This window comes from Neorhizobium sp. PAMB6716 (genome assembly GCF_058242805.1).
Genome location: NZ_CM177835.1, coordinates 3,498,413 through 3,520,919, shown reverse-complemented (window position 1 = coordinate 3,520,919; position 22,507 = coordinate 3,498,413). Strand labels below are relative to the sequence as shown.

The 22,507-nt window shown below is 60.4% G+C and carries 23 protein-coding genes; 14 read left to right on the top strand and 9 right to left on the bottom strand.

The features are described 5' to 3' along the window. Positions 1-41 precede the first annotated feature (41 nt). Both modA and AC4CWH_RS17060 read right to left on the bottom strand, forming a co-directional pair. Positions 42-833 (bottom strand): molybdate ABC transporter substrate-binding protein, encoded by a 792-nt coding sequence (gene modA / locus AC4CWH_RS17065; protein ID WP_491319649.1) that lies wholly within the window; start codon positions 831-833, stop codon positions 42-44. A gap of 215 nt (positions 834-1,048) precedes the next feature. Then, on the bottom strand, positions 1,049-1,567 hold the full coding sequence (locus tag AC4CWH_RS17060) for a phenolic acid decarboxylase (protein ID WP_491319648.1): 519 nt from the start codon (positions 1,565-1,567) through the stop codon (positions 1,049-1,051). Positions 1,568-1,693: 126 nt separating this feature from the next. On the opposite strand from AC4CWH_RS17060, the gene AC4CWH_RS17055 reads away from it, so the two are divergent. After that, positions 1,694-2,572, top strand: coding sequence for a LysR family transcriptional regulator (locus AC4CWH_RS17055; RefSeq protein ID WP_491319647.1), 879 nt, complete (start codon positions 1,694-1,696; stop codon positions 2,570-2,572). Positions 2,573-2,760: 188 nt separating this feature from the next. After that, complete coding sequence (locus AC4CWH_RS17050) at positions 2,761-3,426, top strand: sulfite oxidase-like oxidoreductase (RefSeq protein ID WP_491319646.1); 666 nt, start codon at positions 2,761-2,763, stop codon at positions 3,424-3,426. 66 nt (positions 3,427-3,492) lie between these two features. On the opposite strand, the gene AC4CWH_RS17045 is transcribed toward AC4CWH_RS17050, so the two are convergent. Then, entirely contained in the window at positions 3,493-4,290 is a 798-nt protein-coding gene (locus AC4CWH_RS17045) for an NAD-dependent epimerase/dehydratase family protein (RefSeq protein ID WP_491319645.1), read from the bottom strand. 150 nt (positions 4,291-4,440) lie between these two features. Here AC4CWH_RS17045 and AC4CWH_RS17040 point away from each other — a divergent pair, with 150 nt between their 5' ends. The 7 genes from AC4CWH_RS17040 to AC4CWH_RS17010 all read left to right on the top strand — a co-directional run bounded on the left by AC4CWH_RS17040 (position 4,441) and on the right by AC4CWH_RS17010 (position 11,107). Beyond that, positions 4,441-5,193: a FadR/GntR family transcriptional regulator gene (locus tag AC4CWH_RS17040; protein WP_491319644.1), complete on the top strand. Its 753-nt coding sequence runs from the start codon at positions 4,441-4,443 to the stop codon at positions 5,191-5,193. A 70-nt stretch (positions 5,194-5,263) separates the two neighbouring features. After that, positions 5,264-6,169: a 5-dehydro-4-deoxyglucarate dehydratase gene (kdgD, locus tag AC4CWH_RS17035; protein WP_491321454.1), complete on the top strand. Its 906-nt coding sequence runs from the start codon at positions 5,264-5,266 to the stop codon at positions 6,167-6,169. Position 6,170: 1 nt separating this feature from the next. After that, positions 6,171-7,307 carry a mandelate racemase/muconate lactonizing enzyme family protein gene (locus tag AC4CWH_RS17030; protein WP_491319643.1) on the top strand — a complete coding sequence of 379 codons (1,137 nt, stop codon included), beginning with the start codon at positions 6,171-6,173 and terminating at the stop codon, positions 7,305-7,307. Then, on the top strand, positions 7,307-8,188 hold the full coding sequence (locus AC4CWH_RS17025) for an amidohydrolase family protein (RefSeq protein ID WP_491319642.1): 882 nt from the start codon (positions 7,307-7,309) through the stop codon (positions 8,186-8,188). Before AC4CWH_RS17030 ends, AC4CWH_RS17025 begins: the two co-directional genes overlap by 1 nt. Positions 8,189-8,239: 51 nt before the next feature. Beyond that, positions 8,240-9,217, top strand: coding sequence for a TRAP transporter substrate-binding protein (locus AC4CWH_RS17020; RefSeq protein ID WP_491319641.1), 978 nt, complete (start codon positions 8,240-8,242; stop codon positions 9,215-9,217). Between the two features lie 88 nt (positions 9,218-9,305). Next, complete coding sequence (locus tag AC4CWH_RS17015) at positions 9,306-9,827, top strand: TRAP transporter small permease (protein WP_491283245.1); 522 nt, start codon at positions 9,306-9,308, stop codon at positions 9,825-9,827. Then, the gene (locus tag AC4CWH_RS17010; protein ID WP_491319640.1) at positions 9,827-11,107 is read left to right on the top strand and encodes a TRAP transporter large permease; all 1,281 of its coding nucleotides are present in this window, start codon (positions 9,827-9,829) and stop codon (positions 11,105-11,107) included. Before AC4CWH_RS17015 ends, AC4CWH_RS17010 begins: the two co-directional genes overlap by 1 nt. 69 nt (positions 11,108-11,176) lie before the next feature. Here AC4CWH_RS17010 and AC4CWH_RS17005 read toward each other — a convergent pair whose 3' ends face one another. From AC4CWH_RS17005 to AC4CWH_RS16990, 4 genes are all read right to left on the bottom strand, one after another. Continuing rightward, positions 11,177-13,375, bottom strand: coding sequence for a TonB-dependent siderophore receptor (locus tag AC4CWH_RS17005; protein ID WP_491319639.1), 2,199 nt, complete (start codon positions 13,373-13,375; stop codon positions 11,177-11,179). 138 nt (positions 13,376-13,513) lie between these two features. Next, positions 13,514-14,407 (bottom strand): AraC family transcriptional regulator, encoded by an 894-nt coding sequence (locus AC4CWH_RS17000; RefSeq protein WP_491319638.1) that lies wholly within the window; start codon positions 14,405-14,407, stop codon positions 13,514-13,516. A 164-nt stretch (positions 14,408-14,571) separates the two neighbouring features. Then, positions 14,572-15,000: an RbsD/FucU family protein gene (locus AC4CWH_RS16995; RefSeq protein WP_491319637.1), complete on the bottom strand. Its 429-nt coding sequence runs from the start codon at positions 14,998-15,000 to the stop codon at positions 14,572-14,574. Next, positions 15,001-16,227 carry an ROK family transcriptional regulator gene (locus AC4CWH_RS16990; RefSeq protein ID WP_491283240.1) on the bottom strand — a complete coding sequence of 409 codons (1,227 nt, stop codon included), beginning with the start codon at positions 16,225-16,227 and terminating at the stop codon, positions 15,001-15,003. Between the two features lie 207 nt (positions 16,228-16,434). Between AC4CWH_RS16990 and AC4CWH_RS16985 the strand changes: the two genes are divergently transcribed. The 5 genes from AC4CWH_RS16985 (at position 16,435) to AC4CWH_RS16965 (ending at position 20,887) form a co-directional block, all read left to right on the top strand. Next, complete coding sequence (locus AC4CWH_RS16985; RefSeq protein ID WP_491319636.1) at positions 16,435-17,460, top strand: sugar ABC transporter substrate-binding protein; 1,026 nt, start codon at positions 16,435-16,437, stop codon at positions 17,458-17,460. A 197-nt stretch (positions 17,461-17,657) separates the two neighbouring features. Then, positions 17,658-18,743: an ABC transporter permease gene (locus AC4CWH_RS16980; RefSeq protein WP_491319635.1), complete on the top strand. Its 1,086-nt coding sequence runs from the start codon at positions 17,658-17,660 to the stop codon at positions 18,741-18,743. After that, on the top strand, positions 18,743-19,519 hold the full coding sequence (locus AC4CWH_RS16975; RefSeq protein WP_491283237.1) for an ATP-binding cassette domain-containing protein: 777 nt from the start codon (positions 18,743-18,745) through the stop codon (positions 19,517-19,519). Before AC4CWH_RS16980 ends, AC4CWH_RS16975 begins: the two co-directional genes overlap by 1 nt. Before the next feature lie 410 nt (positions 19,520-19,929). Further along, positions 19,930-20,136, top strand: coding sequence for a hypothetical protein (locus tag AC4CWH_RS16970; RefSeq protein WP_491283236.1), 207 nt, complete (start codon positions 19,930-19,932; stop codon positions 20,134-20,136). A 163-nt stretch (positions 20,137-20,299) separates the two neighbouring features. After that, positions 20,300-20,887 (top strand): invasion associated locus B family protein, encoded by a 588-nt coding sequence (locus tag AC4CWH_RS16965; protein ID WP_491319634.1) that lies wholly within the window; start codon positions 20,300-20,302, stop codon positions 20,885-20,887. Between the two features lie 3 nt (positions 20,888-20,890). On the opposite strand, the gene kduD is transcribed toward AC4CWH_RS16965, so the two are convergent. After that, positions 20,891-21,643 carry a 2-dehydro-3-deoxy-D-gluconate 5-dehydrogenase KduD gene (gene kduD, locus AC4CWH_RS16960; protein WP_491319633.1) on the bottom strand — a complete coding sequence of 251 codons (753 nt, stop codon included), beginning with the start codon at positions 21,641-21,643 and terminating at the stop codon, positions 20,891-20,893. A gap of 10 nt (positions 21,644-21,653) precedes the next feature. After that, the gene (kduI, locus tag AC4CWH_RS16955; protein WP_491319632.1) at positions 21,654-22,502 is read right to left on the bottom strand and encodes a 5-dehydro-4-deoxy-D-glucuronate isomerase; all 849 of its coding nucleotides are present in this window, start codon (positions 22,500-22,502) and stop codon (positions 21,654-21,656) included. Positions 22,503-22,507 lie beyond the last annotated feature (5 nt).

The following is a 22,507-nucleotide window of genomic DNA, read 5'->3' as shown; positions in this document are numbered from 1 at the left end:
CACATCCGGCAACGACACGGCGCGACACCGCCGGGCTCACCCTACTTCAGAATGGCAAAACCCTGCGACTGGAAAAACGGCGCGGCCTTTGGTGACTTCAGAAAATCCAGATAGGCGGCGACCGAAGGGTTTTTCGAGGCGCTGAGGGCTGCGACCGGATAAATGATCGGCGGATGGGTCTCCTGCGGAAAGGTGCCGACAATGGCAACGCCCGGATCAGCTGCCGCATCCGTCTGGTAGACGATGCCATAGGCCGCTTCCCCGCGCGACACCAGAGCCAGCGCGCCGCGCACGTTTTCGGCACCCGCAACCTTTGGCGCAACAGTGTTCCAGACGCCGAGCTTTTCCAGCGCCGCCTTGCCATACTTGCCGGCCGGCACGCTTTCGACAGAGCCCATGGCAAGGCGACTGTCGCCGAGCAGTCCGGCCAGATCGAAGCCGGACTTGATTTCGACCGGCTTGGCCTTGTCCTTCGGCGCCACCAGAACGATGCGGTTGCCGACCAGGTTGCTGCGGGTGTCGGGCGCGATCAACTGCTTGCCGGCCAGATAATCCATCCAGTCGAGATCGGCCGAAATGAACACATCGGCGGGCGCCCCGGCTTCGATCTGTTTGGCAAGCGCCGAACTTGCCGCATAGGAGGTGGTGACATCGACGCCTTTGTCGGCGCGGTAGGCGGCATTGGCGGCATCCAGCGCATTCTTCATGCTGGCGGCCGCAAACACGGTGATTTTTTCGGCGGCAGACGCCGGCGAAACCATCGCCAGGCAGAGGAGTGACACGGCGGCAAAGGCCGAAAGGATGGAGGTGAGGCAGTGGCGATGGGTCGGCATGGCGTCTCCTTGCGATGTATTGGTTAAAACATATCGATCCCGCCGAAAAATCTCCAGCGTTATGTTTTGAAAAATACAATGATCGCCTCTTGAGCGACCTGCCCTTTGAAGAGCCGACCGGTAGGGACAAGCGCTCCTTCCCTGCCCGGGACATTCGGCAATGGCAGGATCGCCTGCTGCCCCGGGCTGGCCTCAACCTTTCAGACAGGCCGGCCTCAGTTTCGGCGATCCGCATACCCTTCAGGAAGCTCGGCCGGCGGGCAGCAGATGACCTGCTCATCATCCGGTCCCACCTGTTCGCTGAAGGTCAGATCGGCAAATTCATCGATGACCAGCTTCGGATAGGTCGGGCCCGCATCGCGGAACGCCAACATACGGTCGATATGATCATTCTGGAAACAGACGGTTTTCTGAGGGTCTTCAGCAATCCAGCGCGGAAAAAAGATGACGCCATGCAGCTTTCGCTCGGCCAGATTGAAAGCAACGCTCACGGTTGTGCCGGTCGGCTCGTCCCACGAGATCTTGTAGACATCATGGCCCAGGCGGACGATATGGGCCACCTGATCTCGAACCCAACGCCCACCGACCAGACCGCTGTGAATGCGGTAATCGATGGTGCGCGCGTTCTTGATGTACATCTCGTACTGCCAGCCATTGGCATAGGTGTAGATGACATGCTGGCCGATAATGCCGGTCAGTTCTTCGGGTTTCGTCGATTCAAATTCGTCAGTCATCACAATCTCCTTTGTGCGATACGCGACCTTATCCATTGACTTGACGGATAGAAAAGTTCTCATTTTGAGGGATCAAGATCGGATAATCCGATATTTCAGATGTTCGTCTGCATCGGGAGCCTTGCCATGAGCCGCATGCCACGCTCGACAATCGAACAATGGGCCGTGCTGCGCGCCGTGATCGAGACGGGTGGATTTGCGCAGGCGGCAAGCGTGCTGCACAGGAGCCAGTCCTCGGTCAGTTATGCCGTGGCGCGCCTGCAGGAGGCCCTGGGGATCGGGCTCATCGAGATACGGGGACGACGGGCGGTCCTGACAGAGGCGGGTGCCGCGCTGCTGGCCGATGCCGTCCCGCTGATCGATGAATGGTGCGAGGTCGAGGACCATGCCAAGGCGCTTGCGGGCGGAGAGATTGCCCATATCCGGCTTGTGGTCGACGCGCTTTTCCCAAAACCGCGGCTCTTTGGGGCCCTCAAACGGTTTTCCCAACGCTACCCTCGCGTGGACATCCGTCTGGCGGAAGCCGTACGCCTGACGATGGCGGATATCGGGCATCGAAACTTTGACCTTGCGGTGCTCGTCGCCGAGCCCGCGGCGCGCAACGTTGCCTTGATTGCCGACGTGGAACTGGTTGCCGTTGCACGAGATGGCCATCCCCTGACGCAGCTGCGACGCCCGCCCACCGGGCCGACGCTGGCGCGCTACCTGCGTGTGGAAATCCAGGGCTGGGATCTGGAAGAGGAACGACTGCAGGACGATCCCAGCAAGGTCTGGAGCATGAACACGGTCGAGGCCGCCATTGAAGCGGTGCGGCAGGGGCTGTGTTATGGCTGGCTGCCCTCACATCTCATTGAAGCGGATCTACGCGCGCAAAGGCTGGTGCAGCTTGACTTCGTGGCGGGCAAGACGCGCCATATTCCGCTTTGCCTGCGTTATGCCAACCAGTCACCTCCCATTTCGCCGGCGATAGAATATCTGGGGCAACTGCTGGCAGAACCTGTCTGAAAATGGGCAGCCACTGCCCGAACGCTGGCCACCTCGCCGCCGCCGCGGAGGATCGTCAGGGCACCTGAACGGCTGGACAGCGGGCGCGAGAGCGTGCAGTTTCACTTGAAAAGCGAATGCCCAGAGAGGGCAGGAACGATCCGCAGGGGTCGCCCGTTTCCCAGCATCAACCATTCAGGGATCACGCCATGGCGGACGAGACTTCAGACCCGCAAGCCACGAAACTGACGACGACGAAGCGGAAATGGGCCGCCGAAGGGCGTTTTCTCACCGGCCGCATCTCACGGCCCGAGACCGACCGGCTTCCGCCCGGCCAGCATCTGGTCAAAAACTGGCCTGTGCTGGATCTTGGCCAGCAGCCGCAGATTTCAGAGATGCAATGGCGTCTGGATGTGCGCGGCGAGGTGGAAAACAAGCTGACCTTCGACTGGGCAGGTTTTCTCGCCCTGCCGCAGAGCCAGTCCCTCTCCGATATTCACTGCGTCACCACCTGGTCTCGCTACGACAATCGCTGGCAGGGCGTGATGGTGCGCGATCTGCTCGATCTCGTCCACCCGATGCCGGAGGCAGATGCGGTAATGCTGACGAGTTTCGACGGCTATACGACGAACCTTCTTCTGTCTGATTTCGCCGCAGCCGATGCGCTTCTCGCGACACATTGGGAAGGAGAGCCGATCAGCCGCGAACATGGTGGCCCCATGCGCCTTGTCGTGCCGCATCTCTATTTCTGGAAAAGCGCCAAATGGCTAACCCGGATCGAGTTCACCCGGCAGGACAGGCCCGGCTTCTGGGAGAAGAACGGTTATCACATGCGTGGCGACCCCTGGGCCGAAGAACGTTATTCCGACGATTGATCGATCCTTCCGGCGCAGAGACGGATGCGCCGGAAGAAACACTTTGGCGGACATGACGTCTGGCCGTCACTTTTCCGGGAAGATCGGGTCCTTCACAAAATTGCCGCCCTGATAGACATTAAGCGGGGCGGTCGGATCCTGCTTGCCAAGCTGCGCATCCAGTTCAGCGCGGAAACGTTCCGCATTGTCCTGCGGTTTCCAGCCGAGATAGGCGGCATGGGAATTGTCCCACCAGCGGCTGTCGTTGTTGGAGACACCCCAGATGATCGGGCAGCCCAGCATGGGCGCGCGAAAGATGCATTCGATCATCGAGCGGAAATCGTCATAGGACATCCAGGTCGCCAGCATACGGTGATTGCTGGGTTTTTCCATGCAGCTGCCGATGCGCACCAGCGCCGTTTCCTGGCCGAACTTTTCGAAATACATCCGGGCGAGCGCCTCGCCAAAACATTTCGACACGCCGTAAAGGCCGTCGGGCCGCATCGGTGCCGTCGTATCGATGTGCTGGTCCTGCCTGTAGAAACCGACCGTATGGTTGGAACTGGCAAACAGGATGCGCGGATTGCCATTGGCCCGCGCTGCCTCATAGAGATTGTAGAGCCCGAGCAGGTTGGCGTTGAGGATCTTGGAAAACTTGTCTTCGACCGAGATGCCGCCAAGATGCACGATGCCATCGCAGCCCTCGACCAGCCGGTGAACGGCGTCCGCATCGCCCAGATCGCACTGCACCAGTTCTTCGTTTTCCCCGGCCGCGCCGAGATCGCTGATATCGGACAGGCGCAGCGTCTCGGCAAGCGGGGCCAGCCGCGTGCGCATGGCCCGGCCGAGCGCACCGGCGGCGCCGGTCATCAACAGTCGTTTCAATGGAACCTCCCTGAATGGTGGGCGGGACAGACTTGTAACCCTACCATGTAAATTTATCATACATGTTGGCAGGCGAGCGTCAACACGATACAGCTAGGAACAAAAGCGACCTGCTTCCGATATCTGGGAGCCGCGCAAGAAGAGGGACACATGACACCGACCACGAAGGAACGGGCCTCAGGCGGCTCCGTCACGCTGGCGGCCCGGCTGGGCGACACCCTGCGTCAGGCCATTCTTGCCGGCCAGTTCACGCCGGGCAGCAAACTGCCGAGCGAGGCACAGCTTGGCGAAACCCATGGCGTCAGCCGCACCGTCGTGCGTGAGGCAATCGCTGCCCTTCGCGCCGACAAGCTGGTGGAAGCCCGCCAGGGTGCCGGCGTCTTCGTGCTCGATCTTCCAGGTCCCATGACACCGAGCCCGATGTCGATTGACAATATCGACCATGCCAGGGTGTCCTCCGTCATCGAGTTCCTCGAATTGCGCACCGCCGTCGAGGTGGAAGCGGCAGGGCTTGCAGCGCTTCGTCATTCGCCGGCGCAGGAAGAGATCATCCTCGACTGTCATTATGCCGTGCAGGCAGGGCTAGAGGCGGGAACGCCAACGAGCGACGCCGATTTTGCCCTGCATCTGGCCATCGCGGAAGCCACCAACAATGCCCGCTTCCGCGATTTCCTGTCGATGATCGGCAAAAGCGTCATTCCCCGTGCAGCCCTGCGCAACGAAGAAAGCGAAGCCGATCAGGCGGCCTATATCAAGCTGATCATGGACGAGCACAACGCCATCGTGGTGGCGATTTCGGCCGGCGATGAAGAGGCCGCGCGTGAAGCCATGCGCCGACATTTGCGCGGTAGCCAGGCGCGCTATCGGGCGCTGCTGCGCGAGAAAAGGCAATTCATCCGATAAGTTATTGACACTTGTATGCCATATATGTACGACAAATAACGGAGGAACATCTACAGAGGAAAATTCCATGATGACGCCACAAGAGATCAAGGCGGCGCTCGGCGCTGGCCTTCTGTCTTTCCCCGTGACCCATTTCGATGCGGAAGGTCAGTTTCAGCCGGAAAGCTATCGTCGCCATGTGGAGTGGCTGTCGGGTTATGACGCGCCGGTTCTGTTTGCCGCCGGCGGCACCGGCGAGTTCTTTTCCCTGTCTCCCGATGAAATTCCGGGCATCGTCAAGGCCGCCAAGGAAGCAGCGGGCGATACCGCCATCGTCTCGGGCTGCGGTTTCGGCAGTCATGTCGGCGTGGAGCTGGCAAAGTCGGTTGAAAAGGCCGGCGCTGACGGCATCCTGCTTCTGCCGCATTATCTCATCGATGCGCCGCAGGAAGGCCTCTACCAGCACGTCAAGAAAATCTGCCAGTCCGTCGGCATCGGCGTGATGGTCTATAACCGTGATAATTCGGTTCTCTCCGTCGACACGTTGAAGCGCCTGTGTGACGAGTGCCCGAACCTCGTCGGCTTCAAGGATGGCACCGGCGATATCGGCCTGGTGCGTCAGGTCACCGCCACGATGGGCGATCGCCTCACCTATCTCGGCGGCATGCCGACGGCGGAACTTTTTGCCGAAGCCTATCTCGGCGCCGGCTTCACCACCTATTCGTCAGCCGTCTTCAATTTTGTGCCGGGTCTGGCAGTTGAATTCTACAAGGCGCTGCGTGCCGGCAACCGGGAGCGTTGCGAGGAAATCCTGCGCGACTTTTTCTATCCGTTCATGGCCATCCGCAACCGCCGCAAGGGTTATGCCGTTGCCGCCATCAAGGCCGGCGTGCGCCTGCAGGGTTTTGATGCGGGCAAGGTTCGCCCGCCGCTCGATGACCTGACGCGCGAGGAAGAAGACATGATGCTCGCCCTTATCGGCCCCTGGAAGCGTTAAGATGAAGATCGTCGCAGTTCGCACCCATCTTCTGGAGCACAAGCTCGACGTTGCCTTCGAAAGCGCCTCCATGCGCTTTGACCGGCGCGCCCATGTTCTGGTGGAAATCGAATGCGACGACGGAACGACCGGCTGGGGCGAATGCCTCGGGCCGGCGCGTCCGAACGCTGCCGTGGTGGCGACCTATGCCAACTGGCTGATCGGCGAAAATCCGCTGGAAAATGAAAAGATCTGGGCGCGGCTCTACAACGCACTGCGCGACCAGGGTCAGCGGGGCCTCACCATCACCGCCCTCTCCGGCATCGACATGGCGCTGTGGGATATCAAGGGCAAGCATTTTGGTGCGCCGATCTCCATCCTGCTCGGCGGACGCTTTCGCGAAAGCGTTAAGGCCTATGCCACCGGCAGCTTCAAACGTGACGGTGTCGACCGCGTCGAAGACAACGCCCGCGATGTGGCGCGTTATTGGTCGGAAGGCTTTCACGCCACCAAGATCAAGATCGGCTTTGGCGTGGAGGAAGACCTTCGCGTGGTGCGGGCCGCCCGCGAAGCGGTCGGTTCCGACATGCGCATCATGGTCGATGCCAACCACGGTTATGATGCGGTGGAGGCCATCCGCTTCGGTCAGGCTGCCGCAGAACTGAGCCTCGACTGGTTCGAGGAGCCGGTTGTGCCGGAACAGCTTGCCGCCTATCGCGAAGTGCGCGCCCGCCAGCCCATTCCGGTTGCAGGCGGCGAGACCTGGCATACGCGCTGGGGCATGAAAGAGCCTGTGGAGACGCGCTGCGTCGACATTCTCCAGCCCGATCTTGCCGGCGTCGGCGGTTTTACCGAAGCCAAGCGCGTGGCGGATCTGGCAGCGCTGCATGGCGTGCGCGTCGTGCCGCATGTCTGGGGAACGGCCGTTCATATTGCCGCCGCGCTGCAGTTCATGGCGGCCATGGTGCCAAGCCCGGTGCGCGTCAACCCGATCGAGCCGATCCTGGAGTTCGACCGCACTGACAACCCCTTCCGCCAGGCGATCATCAAGACCCCGATCGAGCATGTGAACGGCGTGGTGTCCATTCCCGATGGTCCGGGCCTCGGTATCGAGATCAACCGCGATGCGCTTGCCGAATTCAAGATGGGAGACGCCTGATGCTGGTTCGCCCACTCTCCGGGGAAAAGCCTGCTATCACCCTGCCGAAGGGCAGCGTCGATACCCAGATGCACATGTACCTGCCGGGTTATCCCTCCCTTCCAGGCGGCCCCGGCCTTCCCGCCGGCGACCTGCCGACACCGGCGCAATATCGCCAGCTGATGGCCTGGCTCGGCATCGACCGCGTCATCATCACACAGGGCAATGCCCAGCAGCGGGACAATTCCAACATCATCGCCTGCCTTGCCGAAATGGGTGACGTGGCGCGCGGCGTGGCAGCCGTTGGCGCCGATGTGTCCGACGAGGAACTGGACACGTTGGAAAAGGCCGGCGTCGTCGGCCTTCGCATCATGGACCTGCCGGGCGGCGCGACCGATCTTTCAGCACTGGAAGCACTTGATGCCAAGGCTGCCGCACGCGGCTGGATGCTGGCCGTGCAGTTCGACGGCAGCAAGATCCTCGAGCATGAGCCGCGTCTTGCAGCGCTGAAATCGCGCTGGGTTTTCGATCATCACGGCAAGTTTTTCGATGGCGTGACGCCCGATAGCCCGCAGGTATCGGCCACACGGCGGCTGATCGATGCCGGCAATTGCTGGTTCAAGTTTGCCGGCGTCTACGAAAGTTCAAAAAGCGGCGGCCCTGATTATGCCGACGTCGCAGCCGTTGCCCGTACGCTTGCGGCCCATGCCCCGGAACGCATCGTCTGGGGCACCAATTGGCCGCACAATCTGGCGCGCGAGCAGAAGGATTACCCCGACGACGCAAGCCTGCTGGAAACCGTTCTAAGCTGGTTGCCTGACGATGCAGCGCTTCAGCGCGCCCTCGTCGACAACCCGGAGGAGCTGTTCGGCCTGCCGGCATTTCGGGAGAAGACCGCATAAAGACTGCCGCCGGGGCAGGAGGCTTCGGCGTTTCACCAAGTGGAGGATATCATGAAACTAACGAAGATCCTGGGGCTGGCCCTTGGCCTTGCCATGAGCACGACCCTTGCCGCACAGGCGCAGGAAATCAGCCTGCGTTCCGCCGACATCCACCCGGACGGTTATCCGACGGTGGAAGCGGTCAAGTTCATGGGCCAGCTGATTTCCGAGCGCACCAATGGCCGCATCAAGGTGCAGGTCATGCCCAGTTCCGTACTCGGGTCTGAAAAGGACACGATCGAACAGACCCGTTTTGGCGTCATCGATCTCAACCGCGTCAATGCGGCCCCGTTCAACAACCTCGTGAAGGAAACCGTCGTTCTCGGCATGCCTTTCCTGTTCCGCTCGACGGAACACATGCACAAGACCGTCGATGGTCCGATCGGTGATGAAATCCTTGCCGCCTTCGAACCGCATGGCCTGATCGGCCTCACCTATTACGATTCCGGTGCGCGCTCCTTCTACACCACGAAAAAGCCGATCGAAAAGCTCGCCGACCTCAAGGGCATGAAGATCCGCGTGCAGCAGTCCGATCTCTGGATTGCCATGATGCAGGCATTCGGTGCCAACCCGACGCCGATGCCGATGGGTGAGGTCTATTCCTCGCTGGAAACCGGTGTCGTCGATGGCGCGGAAAACAACTGGCCGTCCTACGAATCGGCCCGTCACTTCGAAGTGGCCAAGAACTACACGCTGACGGAACATTCGCTGAACCCGGAAATCCTCGTGATGTCCAAGATCAGCTGGGACAAGCTGAAGCCGGAAGACCAGAAGATTGTTCGTCAGGCCGCCAAGGAATCCACCGTCAAGATGCGTGAACTCTGGACGGCGCGTGAAAAGACGTCTGAAGAAAAGGTGCGGGCTGCCGGCGTCAACGTGATCAAGGTGGACAAGTCGGAGTTTTCCGCAGCCATGAAGCCGGTCTACGACAAGTTCGTCACCGACGAAAAGCTGAAGGGCCTGCTCGAGCGTATCCAGGCCGTGAAGTAATCAAGAAACAAGGGCCGGCAGGTGAAAACCTGCCGGCCCTTTTTGCTGACATGCGCATCGCAGAATAAGCGCAGGAGGACTTGGGGAAATGAGAAACTTCATGCGGGCCATCCGGCCGGGCCTTACGGCGCTCAGCCGTCTATCACTCTATATCGCCGGCGCCGGCATCGTTGCCATGACCATGATCGTCGGCTGGCAGGTGTTCGGCCGTTATGTGCTGAACGATTCGCCCAGCTGGTCAGAGCCGCTGTCGCTCTACCTGATGTCCTGGTTCATCATGCTGGGCGCTGCCGTCGGCGTGCGCGAGAGCGTGCATCTGGGGCTCGATATCCTGCGTTATGCCATGCCCGTTCCCGTACAGAAGGCGATGGACCTCGTGAGCCTCGGGCTGGTCGCCCTGTTCGGCATCGCCATGGCCTATTACGGCGTGCTTCTGGCCAAGGGCACATGGACCGCAACCATTCCGGTTCTCGGCTGGCCGGGCGGCGTGGACTTCTTTCCGCTGGTGGTGGGTGGTGCGATGATTGCGCTGTTTGCCGCTGAACGTTTCATTGACGTGGCACTGGGCGAAGAGATTGCTGCCCATGCCGACGTGGCGGAGATTGTCTGATGGCCTATACCATTCTTTTCGGATCTTTTGTCGCCCTGATGCTGATCGGCATGCCGATCGCGTTCTGCCTTGGCATCGCCTCGGTCGCGACAATCCTTTATATGGGGCTTCCCCCCATCGTCATTTTCCAGCAGCTGAATTCCGGCATGAACGTGTTTGCCATGATGGCCATTCCGTTCTTCATCTTTGCCGGCGACCTGATGGTGCGCGGCGGCATTGCTGCGCGTCTCATTCGCTTTGCAGCCGGTATCGTCGGCCATCTGCGCGGCGGCCTTGGTCAGGTCAACATCGTTGCCTCCACCCTGTTCGGTGGTATTTCCGGCTCGGCTGTCGCCGATGCCTCGGCCGTTGGCGGCCTGATGATCCCGCAGATGGCAGCGCGCGGTTATGATCGCGGTTACGCTGTCAACGTCACGGTCAACTCCGCCATCATCGCCCTGATGATCCCGCCGTCGCACAACATGATCCTCTATTCGATCGCAGCGGGCGGCAATGTCTCGGTCGCCGATCTCTTCACCGCCGGCATCATTCCCGGCATCCTGCTCGCGGCAGCGCTGATGGTCACGGCCTATATCGTCGCCGTACGCCGGGGTTATCCCTCCGAACCTTTCCCGGGCTTTGCCAAGGTTGCCTATTATCTCGTCTCGGCCTTTCCGGGCATTCTGCTCATCGCCATCATCTTCGGCGGCGTGCGCTCCGGCGTATTTACGGCAACCGAAAGCTCGTGCATCGCGGTTCTCTATGCCTTCCTTGTCGCCATGCTGGTCTATCGCGAGCTGGACTGGCACGGTTTCGTCGAGGCTGTCATGGGGGCGGTTCGCACCACGGCCATGGTGCTTCTCGTCATCGGCACGGCTGCCGCCTTTGCCTGGCTGATGGCCTTCCTGCAGGTGCAGCAGCTGATGATCGGCGCGATCAGCGCGATCTCGGACAATCCGATCATCGTGCTTCTGGTCATCAACATCATCCTGCTGCTGCTCGGCACCTTCATGGACATGGCGCCGCTCGTCATCATCTCGACGCCGGTGCTTCTGCCTGTCGTGAAGGCATTCGGTGTCGATCCCGTGCATTTCGGCGTGGTGATGATCCTGAATGCCGGTATCGGGCTCAACACGCCGCCTGTCGGAACGGTGCTCTTCGTCGGCTGCGCGGTCGGCGGTATCTCGATCCGCGAAGCGATGAAAACCATCTGGCCCTTCTTTGGCGCAAGCGTCGCGGTGCTGATGTTGGTGACCTATATCCCGGCACTGTCGCTCTGGCTTCCCAGCCTGTTTCGCTGAACAACACCATCCAGACAAAAAATGCCGGCGGATCGCTCCGCCGGCATTTTTTATGGGAAATCTTTCGCGTTACCAGCTCTTGCTGAGCTTCACGACGACGGTGCGGGCATCGCCATAACCGCAGGTCGCGGTTCCCGCGCAACCCTTGACGTATTCCTTGTCGAAGAGGTTGCTGACGTTCACCGAACCTTCCCAGCCGTTCTTCCTGTAGCGGATCGCTGCATCGAACACGGTGGCGTCGGGCACTTTCAGTGTGTTTTCGCGGTTCGCCCAGCTTTCCCCCTGATAGCGGACGCCGGCACCAAGGCTTAAACCTTCGAGCGCCGGCACTGGCACGGCATAATCCACCCAGAGCGAGGCCTGCACATCCGGCACCAGATAGGGGCTCTTGCCGACATAGGCGGCCACGATATCCTCCTTCACCTCGAGATCGGTATAGGTGAAGCTGCCCAGCAGCTTCCACTGGTCATCAAGGTTCACCTTGCCTTCCAGCTCGATGCCGCGCGACTCGACTTCGCCGATCTGGCTGGAGAGGAACGTGCCGGGATCGGTCACCACGACATTCTGTTTGGTGAGATGGAAGAGCGAGGCGGTGAAGAGACCGTCGATAAAATCAGGCTCGTATTTCACGCCCACCTCATACTGCTCACCGTCCTCCGGCTTGTTATAGGGCGTGCTGCTGACGGCGATCACCGGATTAAAGAAGCTGGCAAAGCTCACATAGGGGGTCACGCCATTGTCGAACTCGTAAGCCAGACCGGCACGGCCGCTGAAGGCGCTGTTGGAATAATCGTAGGTGCTGTCCTGCGTCGGCGACCAGTAAGTCGGGCCGTTATGGGTAGAGGTTTCTACATGGTCGTAACGGCCGTTGAGCGTTAGCAGAAAGCCGTCCCCGAAGCGGATCTGGTCCTGCGCGTAGATGCCGAGCTGCTTCTGGGTGATCACCTGGTTGCTGTAGGAATTGTTGGCCGGTTGCGGCACGCCGTAGACGGGGTCGCTTGCGCTGATCGGCGTGCCCGTGGTGGAGGCCTGATAATTGTAAAGCTCATAATATTTGTAATCGAGGCCGACGAGCAGCTGGTGCGACAGCGGACCCGTCTCGAACTCGCCTTCGAGGCGGTTGTCGATGAGAAACGTATCGACCTTGGAAGTCTGCTGGAAGCCGAGACGGTTCAGCTGGAAATCGGCGGTTGCCGGCTGGCTGACGGAACCGAGGGTGGGATCGTACCAGCCATAAAGATAAGGCGCGTCTTCGTGCTTGTAGAGATGCGCATAACGCGCGTTCTGCGACACTTTCCAGCCGCTGTCGAATTCGTGTTCAACCTCGTAGCCGACCATTTCCTGGTTATAGACGCCGGTGTCGATATCGGGTTCGCCGTAAAAGGCATCGCGCTTGATCTTGCCAAAGCCCGGCACGGATTCGACGGTGCCGTAATACGGGAAGAAACCATTGCCGACATGCACCTGATCAAGCCCGGCAAAGGAACCCCAGATGGTGACCTTGGTAGCCTCATCAGGCGAAACCGTCAGCTGCGGCATGATGAAACCGCGAAAGTCGTGCGAGAAATCCGAATAATTGTCGCCGCCGGCGACCTTGCCGGTCAAACGATAGCTCATCGTGTCGCTGGAGCCGACGGCATCGGAGACATCAAAACCGAAAAACGCGTTACCATTGCTGTTGATACCGGTTTCCGTATAGGCGAGCGGCTCATCCGTCGGGCGCTTGCGCACGAGATTGACGAGACCGCCGGCATTGGCGCCGCCATAAAGAACCGAAGCCGGACCTTTCAGAACTTCCACGCGATCCAGCATGAAGGGATCAATCTGGAAACCGCCGAAACCATAGGCATAAAGATTGAGGCCATCGTAGAACATGCCGGTCTGGGTGGCATCGAAGCCCCTGATATAGAGCCAGTCGGTATCGGCATCATTGCCGAAGGGGGCAGCCGTGACACCGGCGGTATAGGCCAGCGCTTCGTCCACCTTGCTGGTGATGCCGCGATCATCGAGTTCCTCGCGACCGACAACCGAGACCGATTGCGGAATTGCTGAGAGATCGGCGCCGGTCTTTGCACCAGCGGTGGATTTGCGCGCGACATATCCCTTCACCGGGCCGTTTGCGCCGCCATCCCCTGCCGACTGCCCTTCCACCAGCACCGGATCCAGCACGATGGCCTGTTGTGCGTGTACAGGCTGAGCCGCCATGAGCCCCGCAAGGGCAATGCCGGCCTTCAGGCTCGCGTTCCGTCTTGTCTTATCGATCATCATGGTGCCCCAAATCCCCCGTGCGTTCGACCGCCACATAATATGAGCAAATAACTCAATTTATAGGACGAGGCTTGGCCAGCACGGCAGGAATTGAACATTCTTGGGAAAGATGCAGGTGTCGGGCGACACAAGGGGCAATCAAACCCGTGTCTTGCGCCAGCGCGCCGGCGTCGTGCCGACATACTGGCGAAAGACGCGGGTGAAATGGGCCTGATCGGCAAATCCGGTTTCGACAGCAATTGCGTTCAAGGGTAACCTGCCGTTTTCCAGCAGCTGTTTTGCCCGTTTCAGCCGTTCGCGCATCTGCCATTGATGGGGTGCAACGCCGGTGGCCGCCTTGAAGGAATGGCTGAACTGCGAGGCTGAAAGCCCGGTGAGCTGCGCAAGTTCGTCCAGCCGCACGCTGCGCAGGCAATGGGCTTCCAGATAATCCGTCGCGCGGCGCAATTGCCAGGATGCAAGTGCCGTTCGGGCCCGGCGATGCGGCTTTTCCAGGTTCAGCACGGAGATGATCAGGGAGAGAGCAAGCCCGTCGCCGTAGAGATCATGCAGCGGCGCCGCATTGGTGCATTCGGATGCAATCAACCGGGCAAGGGCCATGGCCCGCTCATCGAAAAACATCAGCCTGGGGTCATCCAGCCGGCGCGGATCGAGATCATCCATCAGCCGGCTGCGGATCACATCGGCGTCGAAATGGATGTCGAGATGGCGCACGCTACGGATATCGGTAAAATCCAGCCACAGATCCATGCCGGCCGGCACAAAGGAGATCGGGCTGTCCTTGGGGTTCTGCAGGCTGCCGGCCGCACGGGCTGAACGGCGCACCGTCTGGCGTCCCTGTCCGTGTGCTCTGCCTTCGGTATCGAGCAGAATGAAGATGCGGGGATCGCGCGCGGTATAGTGTCCGCCCGCATAGGCTGCGCATTCCACATCCCAGACATCGCAGACGAGACCGTTCCAGCTTCGCCGGGCAAAGCCGTCACCGACGGAAAAACCCTCGATCGAATTGGACATCCGGGGCTGGAAATTCATGGGAGGCCGGGGATCGCGGATAAGTGGACAATTAAAGTCTCCTATCAGCAAGTCACCCGCGATGCAATTATGCCGACAAAAGCACAGCTGCAGCCTCTAAAGGCCGTTCGCCCCTATCGCGAGGCGCTGCTGCAGGTCCGCCAGTGCAGCAGCGCCTCCTCTCCTCATGGATAGATGACGCCTTTTCTGAGGATGACATTGGCGTAAAGACGCGGCTCGCTGGTCTGCACCACCGTATGAGCAGCTTTGACGCGCGGATAAAACTCCGGCCCGAGCAGAGCCAAGACAGGCTGACTCGGTTCATGTTTGCTGCAGCAGGCAATCACCTCTTCATGCACGGGATCAAGCGCATCGCGATCCTTTCCGACTGTCGAGCGGAAAATCGCTTCGGGCACGAAATCATCGATTGGCATGACGGAGAGAATGGCGTCCAGAACGGCAATCAGTCCATGGCCATCCAGACGCACCAGCCGCTTTGCATGCTCAAGCCCCGGATAGTTTCCGTCAACGATGGCAATTTCATCGCCGTGGCCCATGGCACGAAGCGTTGCCAGAAGATCGGGACTGAGGATCGGGTTGATGCCCTTCAGCATTTATGAAAGCTCCTTGAACAATATGCTTTGGTCGGTGAGGTAACGGGCAAAGATCGGCAGGCTTGCGCCGCCAATGGCACGCGCCTGCGCGCCCACTGCCCCCTCGATGATATCGGGAATGATGACACCCTGCAGATCGAGTTTGGCGACGGCCTCGACCGTGGCCTTGACGATGCGGGCCCGCACCCATCCCGGAAATCCGCCATCGATGACGGCAGCGCCGAAATCGATCACGGAAGCGGCAGCCACGATCGCCTGTGCCAGCGCATCGGCGGTATCGCGGATCCAGATCTCCAGCGGCTCGCCGAAGTCGATCCACTCATCGGCGGAATACCACAGGGGCTGCGGATCGATACCGCGCTCCAGCAGCAGCTTTTCGAGAACGAAAATCGAGGCAATGTCGAGAAGCTGGCGGTTTTCGCCCTGGCCGCCGCGCACGGGAAGCGGCCCAAGCGCGCCCGCCGTGCCGCTGCGGCCGGAAAAAACCTCGGAATTCAGCACGATGCCACCGCCGATGAACGAGCCGATGAAGAAATAGACGAAATCCGGATAGGAGGGGCCGACACCGAAGACAAGCTCTGCACCGCAGGCGCTGGTCGCATCGTTCTGCAGGTAGACCGGATAGCGGATGTGTTCCGACGCCTGCGCATGCAGGTCAAACTGGCGCCAGGCATCCATGGCGCCGGGCGGCGCTCCCACTTCCTCGGCCCAGTTCCACAATTCAAAAGGTGCAGCAATACCGACGCCGGCGATCTGCGCGCGCTCGTCAGGGCTCATCTCGCCCTCGAGCCGGTCGATGCCGGACAGAATGATCGACATGATTTCGTCAGGCCTCGGATAGGCATAGGTTTGGCGCACGCGCCGCCGGATTTTCCCGATGAAATCCATCAGCACGACATCGGCACTGCGCCGACCGATCTTCACACCGAAGGAAAACACCGCATCCGGATTGAGCCGCATCGGGATCGACGGCTGGCCCACCTTGCCGCGTATCGGTTCGCCGCGCAAAAGCAGGCCATCTTTTTCCAGCGCACGCATGATCACCGACACGGTCTGCGCCGAAAGGCCCGTGCGCCGCGTGATATCTGCCTTGGACAGCGACCCGTGCAGACGCACGAGCGACAGCACAAGGCGCTCGTTGTGCGCGCGCACGCGAACCTGGTTCGATCCCCCGGCAGAGGGAACAGACGGCGGCAGACCCGAAGGCTGATTTCCATGGATCGTCATGGCTACCCCTCCCTCAGGTATCCAGTCTCCTCGCCCAAGAAAGTAGCAGCGCGAATTAATAAATCAATCGGAATTAATTATTGACAGGCCTTGCGGGGTTTGATCTTAATGGGGCGGTAAAGGCACGGGCGACTTGGAGGAGGCGTCTGGTCACTCGATCTGGTCCGGTGCCTGGCCATCAGCGCTTACACTCTGGGAGGAGCCCCAATGAAAAAGAGCATCATTACCGCCGCATTCGCAACGCTTGCCATGGGCGTCGTTTTCGCCGCTCCTGCATCGGCCGCCGACGTTTCGGCCTGCCTGATCACCAAGACCGACACCAACCCCTTCTTCGTCAAGATGAAGGAAGGTGCCACCGCCAAGGCCAAGGAACTCGGCGTCACGCTGAAGTCCTACGCCGGCAAGATCGATGGTGACTCCGAAAGCCAGGTCGCTGCGATCGAAACCTGCATTGCCGACGGCGCAAAGGGCATTCTGCTGACCGCCTCCGACACAGCCGGCATCGTTCCTGCCGTCAAGCAGGCGCGCGACGCCGGCCTTCTTGTCATCGCACTCGACACGCCGCTTGATCCGATCAACGCTGCTGACGCAACCTTTGCGACCGACAACCTGCTGGCCGGCGAACTGATCGGCAAGTGGGCGGCTGCAACGCTTGGCGACAAGGCCAAGTCTGCCAAGGTCGCCTTCCTGAACCTGACCCCGTCGCAGCCTTCTGTCGACGTCATGCGCAACCAGGGCTTCATGAAGGGCTTTGGCATCGACGTCGTCGACATCACCAAGATCGGCGATGAAAAGGACCCGCGCATCGTGGGCCATGACATCACCAACGGCAATGAAGAAGGCGGCCGCACCGCCATGGAAAACCTTCTCCAGAAGGATCCGGGCATCAACGTCGTTCACACCATCAACGAACCGGCTGCTGCCGGCGCCTATGAAGCGCTGAAGGCTGTCGGCAAGGAGAAGGACGTGCTGATCGTGTCTGTCGACGGCGGTTGCCCCGGCATCAAGAACGTCAAGGAAGGCATCATCGGCGCCACGTCGCAGCAGTATCCGCTGCTGATGGCGGCTCTCGGCATCGAGGCCATCAAGAAGTTCGCTGATACCGGTGAAAAGCCGAAGCCGACCGAAGGCAAGAACTTCTTCGATACCGGTGTTTCGCTCGTGACCGACAAGCCGGCCAAGGGCGTTCCCTCGATCGACACCAAGGAAGGCACTGCAAAGTGCTGGGGTTGATCCTTAACCACTCTTGATTGCCAAGAACGAAGGGCGGCGACAAGCCGCCCTTCTGACAAGCCGCCAACCGCACCATGCGCGGGCCGGTCGCTTCGCTGACGATTGAAAGTATCAATTTCATCGCCGACATGCCGCAGGACGAAAATTCCTCCGGTCGGCCCTCGCATCCTCGGGAGAGGCAATAGGGAGGAAAATCAATGAGCGAGCCACAAGCCGCCAGCAAGAAACCCCATCTCGAATACGAAACCGTGCTTTCGGGCAGCGCAACGCAGGTTGCCCAGTTCGACGGCCACGACAAGACGCCGTTGCAGAAGTTTCAGCACTTCCTGCATTCGAGCCCGGCCGCCGTTCCGCTGATCGTCCTCCTGTTATCGGTCGCGATTTTCGGCACCCTTCTCGGCTCGAAATTCTTTTCGGCCTTCACGCTGACGCTCATCCTCCAGCAGGTGGCCATCACCGGTATTATCGGGGCGGCACAGACGCTGGTCATTCTGACGGCCGGCATCGATCTGTCGGTTGGTGCCATCATGGTCCTGTCATCGGTGGTCATGGGCCAGTTTGCCGTCAACTATGGCATTCCGACACCGCTTGCGATCCTCGCCGGTTTTGCGACAGGGGCCATCTGCGGCTTCATCAACGGCGTCCTGGTGGCGCGCGTCAAGCTGCCGCCGTTCATCGTGACACTTGGCATGTGGCAGATCGTTCTGGCCACCAACTTCCTCTATTCGGCCAATGAAACGATCCGCTCACAGGATCTGGAAGCGCAAGCACCGCTTCTGCAGTTCTTCGGCTACAATTTCCGCATCGGCGGCGCCGTCTTCACCTATGGCGTGGTCGCGCTGGTGCTGCTGGTGGCAGCGCTCTGGTATGTGCTCAACCGCACCGCCTGGGGCCGCCATCTCTATGCCGTCGGCGACGATCCAGATGCTGCCGAGCTTGCCGGCGTCAACGTCAAGAAGATGCTGATTTCCGTCTACACCCTGTCCGGCCTCATCTGCGCGCTCGGCGGCTGGGCTCTTATCGGCCGTATCGGCTCGGTGTCTCCGACCGCTGGCCAGTTCGCCAATATCGAATCCATCACGGCCGTGGTGATCGGCGGCCTGTCGCTGTTCGGTGGGCGCGGCTCCATCATGGGCATGCTATTCGGCGCCCTCATCGTCGGTGTCTTTGCCCTTGGCCTTCGCCTCATCGGCACAGACCCGCAGTGGACCTATCTCATGATCGGCGTGCTCATCATCGCAGCTGTCGCCATCGACCAGTGGATCAGAAAGGTAGCAGGCTAATGGCTCAGGAACCCATTCTTTCGGCACGCGGCCTCGTCAAGCGCTACGGCCGGGTGACGGCTCTCGACCGGGCGGATTTCGATCTCTATCCGGGCGAAATCCTGGCGGTTATCGGCGATAACGGGGCTGGCAAATCCTCGCTGATCAAGGCGATCTCCGGCGCGGTGCATCCCGATGAAGGCGAGATCACGCTGGAAGGCAAGACGATCAACTTCCGCTCGCCCATCGAGGCGCGCAAGGCCGGCATCGAAACCGTCTACCAGAACCTTGCCCTGTCGCCGGCACTCTCCATTGCCGACAACATGTTTCTCGGCCGCGAAATCCGCAAGCCGGGGATCATGGGCAGCGTGTTCCGCTCTCTCGACCGTCCGGCCATGGAAACCTTCGCCCGCGAAAAGCTCTCCGAGCTTGGCCTGATGACGATCCAGAACATCAACCAGGCGGTGGAAACGCTGTCCGGTGGCCAGCGTCAGGGCGTGGCGGTGGCACGTGCCGCAGCCTTCGGTTCCAAGGTCATCATCCTCGATGAGCCGACGGCAGCGCTCGGTGTCAAGGAAAGCCGGCGCGTGCTGGAGCTGATCCTCGACGTGCGCTCGCGCGGTATCCCGATCGTGCTCATCTCGCACAACATGCCGCATGTCTTCGAAGTGGCGGACCGGATCCACATCCACCGTCTCGGCCGGCGCCTCACCGTGATCAATCCGAAGGATTACACGATGTCGGATGCCGTGGCCTTCATGACCGGAGCAAAGTCTCCGGAACAGCTGGCCGCCTGAAACAACGCACCAGCCAATTGGGCCGCACCGGTTGACGGACCGGTGCGGCCTTTTCGCATTCCGCAGTGCCGTTGCCGAAAGCCGGCGATGGGACGCAAGGCCGCCGGACGCTACTGCTGCGACCTGATCGTGCGCTTCAAAAAACATTGCCGCAAATCAACACAGTTGGCATCGCAACTGCACGCTTCATGTAATGCAGCATCCGAATGCGGATCTTATCTGATAAAAACTGTCATATTAAACGCCACGTTTTTTTAAAAATATGACTATTCCTCCTTCTATACAACATATCACCAATGATTAAATCGTCTTGCGGCGGTTTCATTCTCAGTGTCATATCGTTTTAACAATCTATACACGCGGACCACCAAAGGGCCCCGTGTCGAACAATGGCATCGGGAGGAAACGGCATGTCCAACACAGTCATCGAATTCTACGGCGCTGTTCGCCGCGATCCCTTGACGATGTCGCAGCTTGCCAGCGCACCGGACCTGCCGACCTTCATGACAATGTTCATAGAGGAAGGATCACGGCGCGGCTTCGATCTGACCGAGGAGATGATCGAGCAGGTGGTTGGCCGGATCGAAAGGCGCCCGCGCGCCGTCAACGACAACTGACACTGCGCACCCTGCGGGACGGACACTCTGACCCGACCCGCCTATTCAGATCCCTCACCTGCAATAAATCCGGTTTTAGCGACATCCGGTCGATCATCGGGCTTGAAGCGCGCAGACAGTCGTGCGAACGGCAACCGCATTATACCAAGCCACGCGGGCCGTCATGATGACATCAACCGGAACCACATCGAGCGGGCGCCCTGCCCCCTTCTCTCTTTTGCGCCAATCGGCGCTGCGCACCTGTTTGCCCCTCGCCCTTATGCTGGCTCTTGCCGCACCCTGCGCGGCGCCGGCTGCTGAACTGCCGGGCGGCGTCGGATCGCTGATGGAAAATTTTGGGGACTGGGTGGTGGCCTGCCGGGCGCAGAACGGCGTTTCCGGCTGCGTGGTTCGCCAGGTTCAGACCAAGGGAGACAAAGGCCAGCAGATGCTGACAGCCGAACTGCGCAACCTTTCCGGTGGCAAGGTGGATGGCGCGCTGCTGGTGCCCTTTGGGCTTGCATTGGCGCGAGGCGTGACGGTGAAGGTGGATGAGGGTGCCGGTGAGGCGCGGTTTGACTTTTCAACCTGCCTGCCCGGCGGCTGTCTTGTGCCGGTCAAGTTCGACGCGGCAACAGTCACGGCAATGGCATCGGGCACGACCCTTCGGCTTTCCGCAACAGCACTTGCCACGGGCGAAACCGTTGCGATGCGGATTTCGCTGAAAGGACTTTCGGCAGCGCTGTCCCGCGCTGCCGAGCTTGCGCCTTAACGGTCAGCGCGCCAGCCAGCCGCCATCGACCGCCAGAACCTGGCCGGTGACATAACCACTGGCCGGGGACGTCAGGAACAGGACAGCGGTATCGAGATCGGACGGATCACCCCAGCGCCCAACGGGAATACGCTCGAGGATCGAGCGGCTGCGATCCGGATCGTTGCGCAGGGCTTCCGTGTTGTCGGTATCCATATAACCGGGCGCAATGGCGTTGACGGTGATGCCCTTCGGCGCCAGTTCGTTCGCCATGAGCTTGGTGAGGCCCGCCACCGCATGTTTGCTCGACGTGTAGGATGCCACGCGAATGCCGCCCTGGAAGGACAGGAGCGAGGCGATGTTGACGATGCGCCCGGCAATACCCTTGTCCAGCATGTGACGCACCACCGCCTGCGACAGCAGGAACGTGCTCTTCAGGTTGATGTTCATCACATCATCCCAATCCTGCTCGGAAAAGGCGGTGAAATCGGCGCGACGGATCTGGCCGGCATTGTTGACGAGAATATCGATATTGCCGCTCGCGGTCAGCCCCGTCACCACGTCCGCAAGGCCTGCGGGATCGGCAAGATCGTGGATCACCTCTTCAAAGCGGCGCCCAAGCGCCTCCACCTTTGCCTTCGTGTCGGGCATCGAACGTGAGCCAAGTGCCACAATATCGGCCCCTGCCCGCGCCAAGGCCAGCGCAAGCCCCTGGCCAAGGCCGGTGCGCGCGCCGGTGACCAGCGCGCGTTTTCCCGTGAGATCAAACAGGTTCATGGTGCGATCCTCACTTCAGGTCCTTCATGGGCACAAAATCCATGTCCGTGAATGACTGGTTGTCGCCCGCCATGCTCCAGATGAAGGCATAGGAGGCCGTGCCGGAACCGCAGTGGATCGACCACGGCGGCGACAGAACCGCCTGCTCGTTGCGCATGATGAGATGGCCGGTCGCCTGCGGGCGGCCCATCAGGTGAACGACAAAAGCCTCTTCCGGGATCTCAAAATAGACATAGGCTTCCATACGCCTATCATGCAGGTGGGCGGGCATGGTGTTCCACACACTGCCCGGCTCAAGCCGCGTCAGGCCCATCAGCAGCTGGCAGGTCGGCAGAACCTTCGGGTGGATATACTGGTAGAGCTTGCGCTTGTTGCAGGTCGCCTGATCGCCGAGATTGTTCTCGATGGCATCCGTCTTTGCGATGATGCGCGAGGGGAAGGTTGCGTGCGCGGGCACGCTGTTGATGTAGAATTTTGCCGGTGCAGACGCATCCACGCTCTCGAACGAAATCTCGCGTACGCCCATGCCGAGATAAAGCCCGTCCTGGAAATCCAGCTCATAGGGGATGCCGTCTGCCACAACCTTGCCCTTGCCGCCAATATTGATGAGGCCAAGTTCGCGCCGTTCCAGAAGGAAATCCGTGCCGACGGTCTTTGCGAGATCGGCACCGACAGACAGTGGCGCCGACGTCGGCATGGCGCCAACAATCAGCATACGGTCGTAATGGGTGTAGGCGGCGTTGATCTCGCCTTCCGCAAACAGCGTCTCGATCATGAAGTTCTGGCGCAGTTCAGCGCCGGTCATGGCTTCGGACTGGCTGTAATGCACCGCATGGCGGGTTTCGATTGTCGTGGTCATCTGGG

Coding starts and splice junctions, on each gene's coding strand:
- kdgD (WP_491321454.1), top strand. CDS start 5,264: ATGACGCCACAAGAGATCAAGGCGGCGCTCGGCGCTGGCCTTCTGTCT.
- AC4CWH_RS16965 (WP_491319634.1), top strand. CDS start 20,300: ATGATGACATCAACCGGAACCACATCGAGCGGGCGCCCTGCCCCCTTC.
- kduI (WP_491319632.1), bottom strand. CDS start 22,502: ATGACCACGACAATCGAAACCCGCCATGCGGTGCATTACAGCCAGTCC.
- AC4CWH_RS17055 (WP_491319647.1), top strand. CDS start 1,694: ATGAGCCGCATGCCACGCTCGACAATCGAACAATGGGCCGTGCTGCGC.
- kduD (WP_491319633.1), bottom strand. CDS start 21,643: ATGAACCTGTTTGATCTCACGGGAAAACGCGCGCTGGTCACCGGCGCG.
- AC4CWH_RS17060 (WP_491319648.1), bottom strand. CDS start 1,567: ATGACTGACGAATTTGAATCGACGAAACCCGAAGAACTGACCGGCATT.
- modA (WP_491319649.1), bottom strand. CDS start 833: ATGCCGACCCATCGCCACTGCCTCACCTCCATCCTTTCGGCCTTTGCC.
- AC4CWH_RS17000 (WP_491319638.1), bottom strand. CDS start 14,407: ATGAATTTCCAGCCCCGGATGTCCAATTCGATCGAGGGTTTTTCCGTC.
- AC4CWH_RS17020 (WP_491319641.1), top strand. CDS start 8,240: ATGAAACTAACGAAGATCCTGGGGCTGGCCCTTGGCCTTGCCATGAGC.
- AC4CWH_RS16990 (WP_491283240.1), bottom strand. CDS start 16,227: ATGACGATCCATGGAAATCAGCCTTCGGGTCTGCCGCCGTCTGTTCCC.
- AC4CWH_RS16995 (WP_491319637.1), bottom strand. CDS start 15,000: ATGCTGAAGGGCATCAACCCGATCCTCAGTCCCGATCTTCTGGCAACG.
- AC4CWH_RS16975 (WP_491283237.1), top strand. CDS start 18,743: ATGGCTCAGGAACCCATTCTTTCGGCACGCGGCCTCGTCAAGCGCTAC.
- AC4CWH_RS17015 (WP_491283245.1), top strand. CDS start 9,306: ATGAGAAACTTCATGCGGGCCATCCGGCCGGGCCTTACGGCGCTCAGC.
- AC4CWH_RS16980 (WP_491319635.1), top strand. CDS start 17,658: ATGAGCGAGCCACAAGCCGCCAGCAAGAAACCCCATCTCGAATACGAA.
- AC4CWH_RS17005 (WP_491319639.1), bottom strand. CDS start 13,375: ATGATGATCGATAAGACAAGACGGAACGCGAGCCTGAAGGCCGGCATT.
- AC4CWH_RS17040 (WP_491319644.1), top strand. CDS start 4,441: ATGACACCGACCACGAAGGAACGGGCCTCAGGCGGCTCCGTCACGCTG.
- AC4CWH_RS17010 (WP_491319640.1), top strand. CDS start 9,827: ATGGCCTATACCATTCTTTTCGGATCTTTTGTCGCCCTGATGCTGATC.
- AC4CWH_RS17030 (WP_491319643.1), top strand. CDS start 6,171: ATGAAGATCGTCGCAGTTCGCACCCATCTTCTGGAGCACAAGCTCGAC.
- AC4CWH_RS17050 (WP_491319646.1), top strand. CDS start 2,761: ATGGCGGACGAGACTTCAGACCCGCAAGCCACGAAACTGACGACGACG.
- AC4CWH_RS16985 (WP_491319636.1), top strand. CDS start 16,435: ATGAAAAAGAGCATCATTACCGCCGCATTCGCAACGCTTGCCATGGGC.
- AC4CWH_RS17025 (WP_491319642.1), top strand. CDS start 7,307: ATGCTGGTTCGCCCACTCTCCGGGGAAAAGCCTGCTATCACCCTGCCG.
- AC4CWH_RS16970 (WP_491283236.1), top strand. CDS start 19,930: ATGTCCAACACAGTCATCGAATTCTACGGCGCTGTTCGCCGCGATCCC.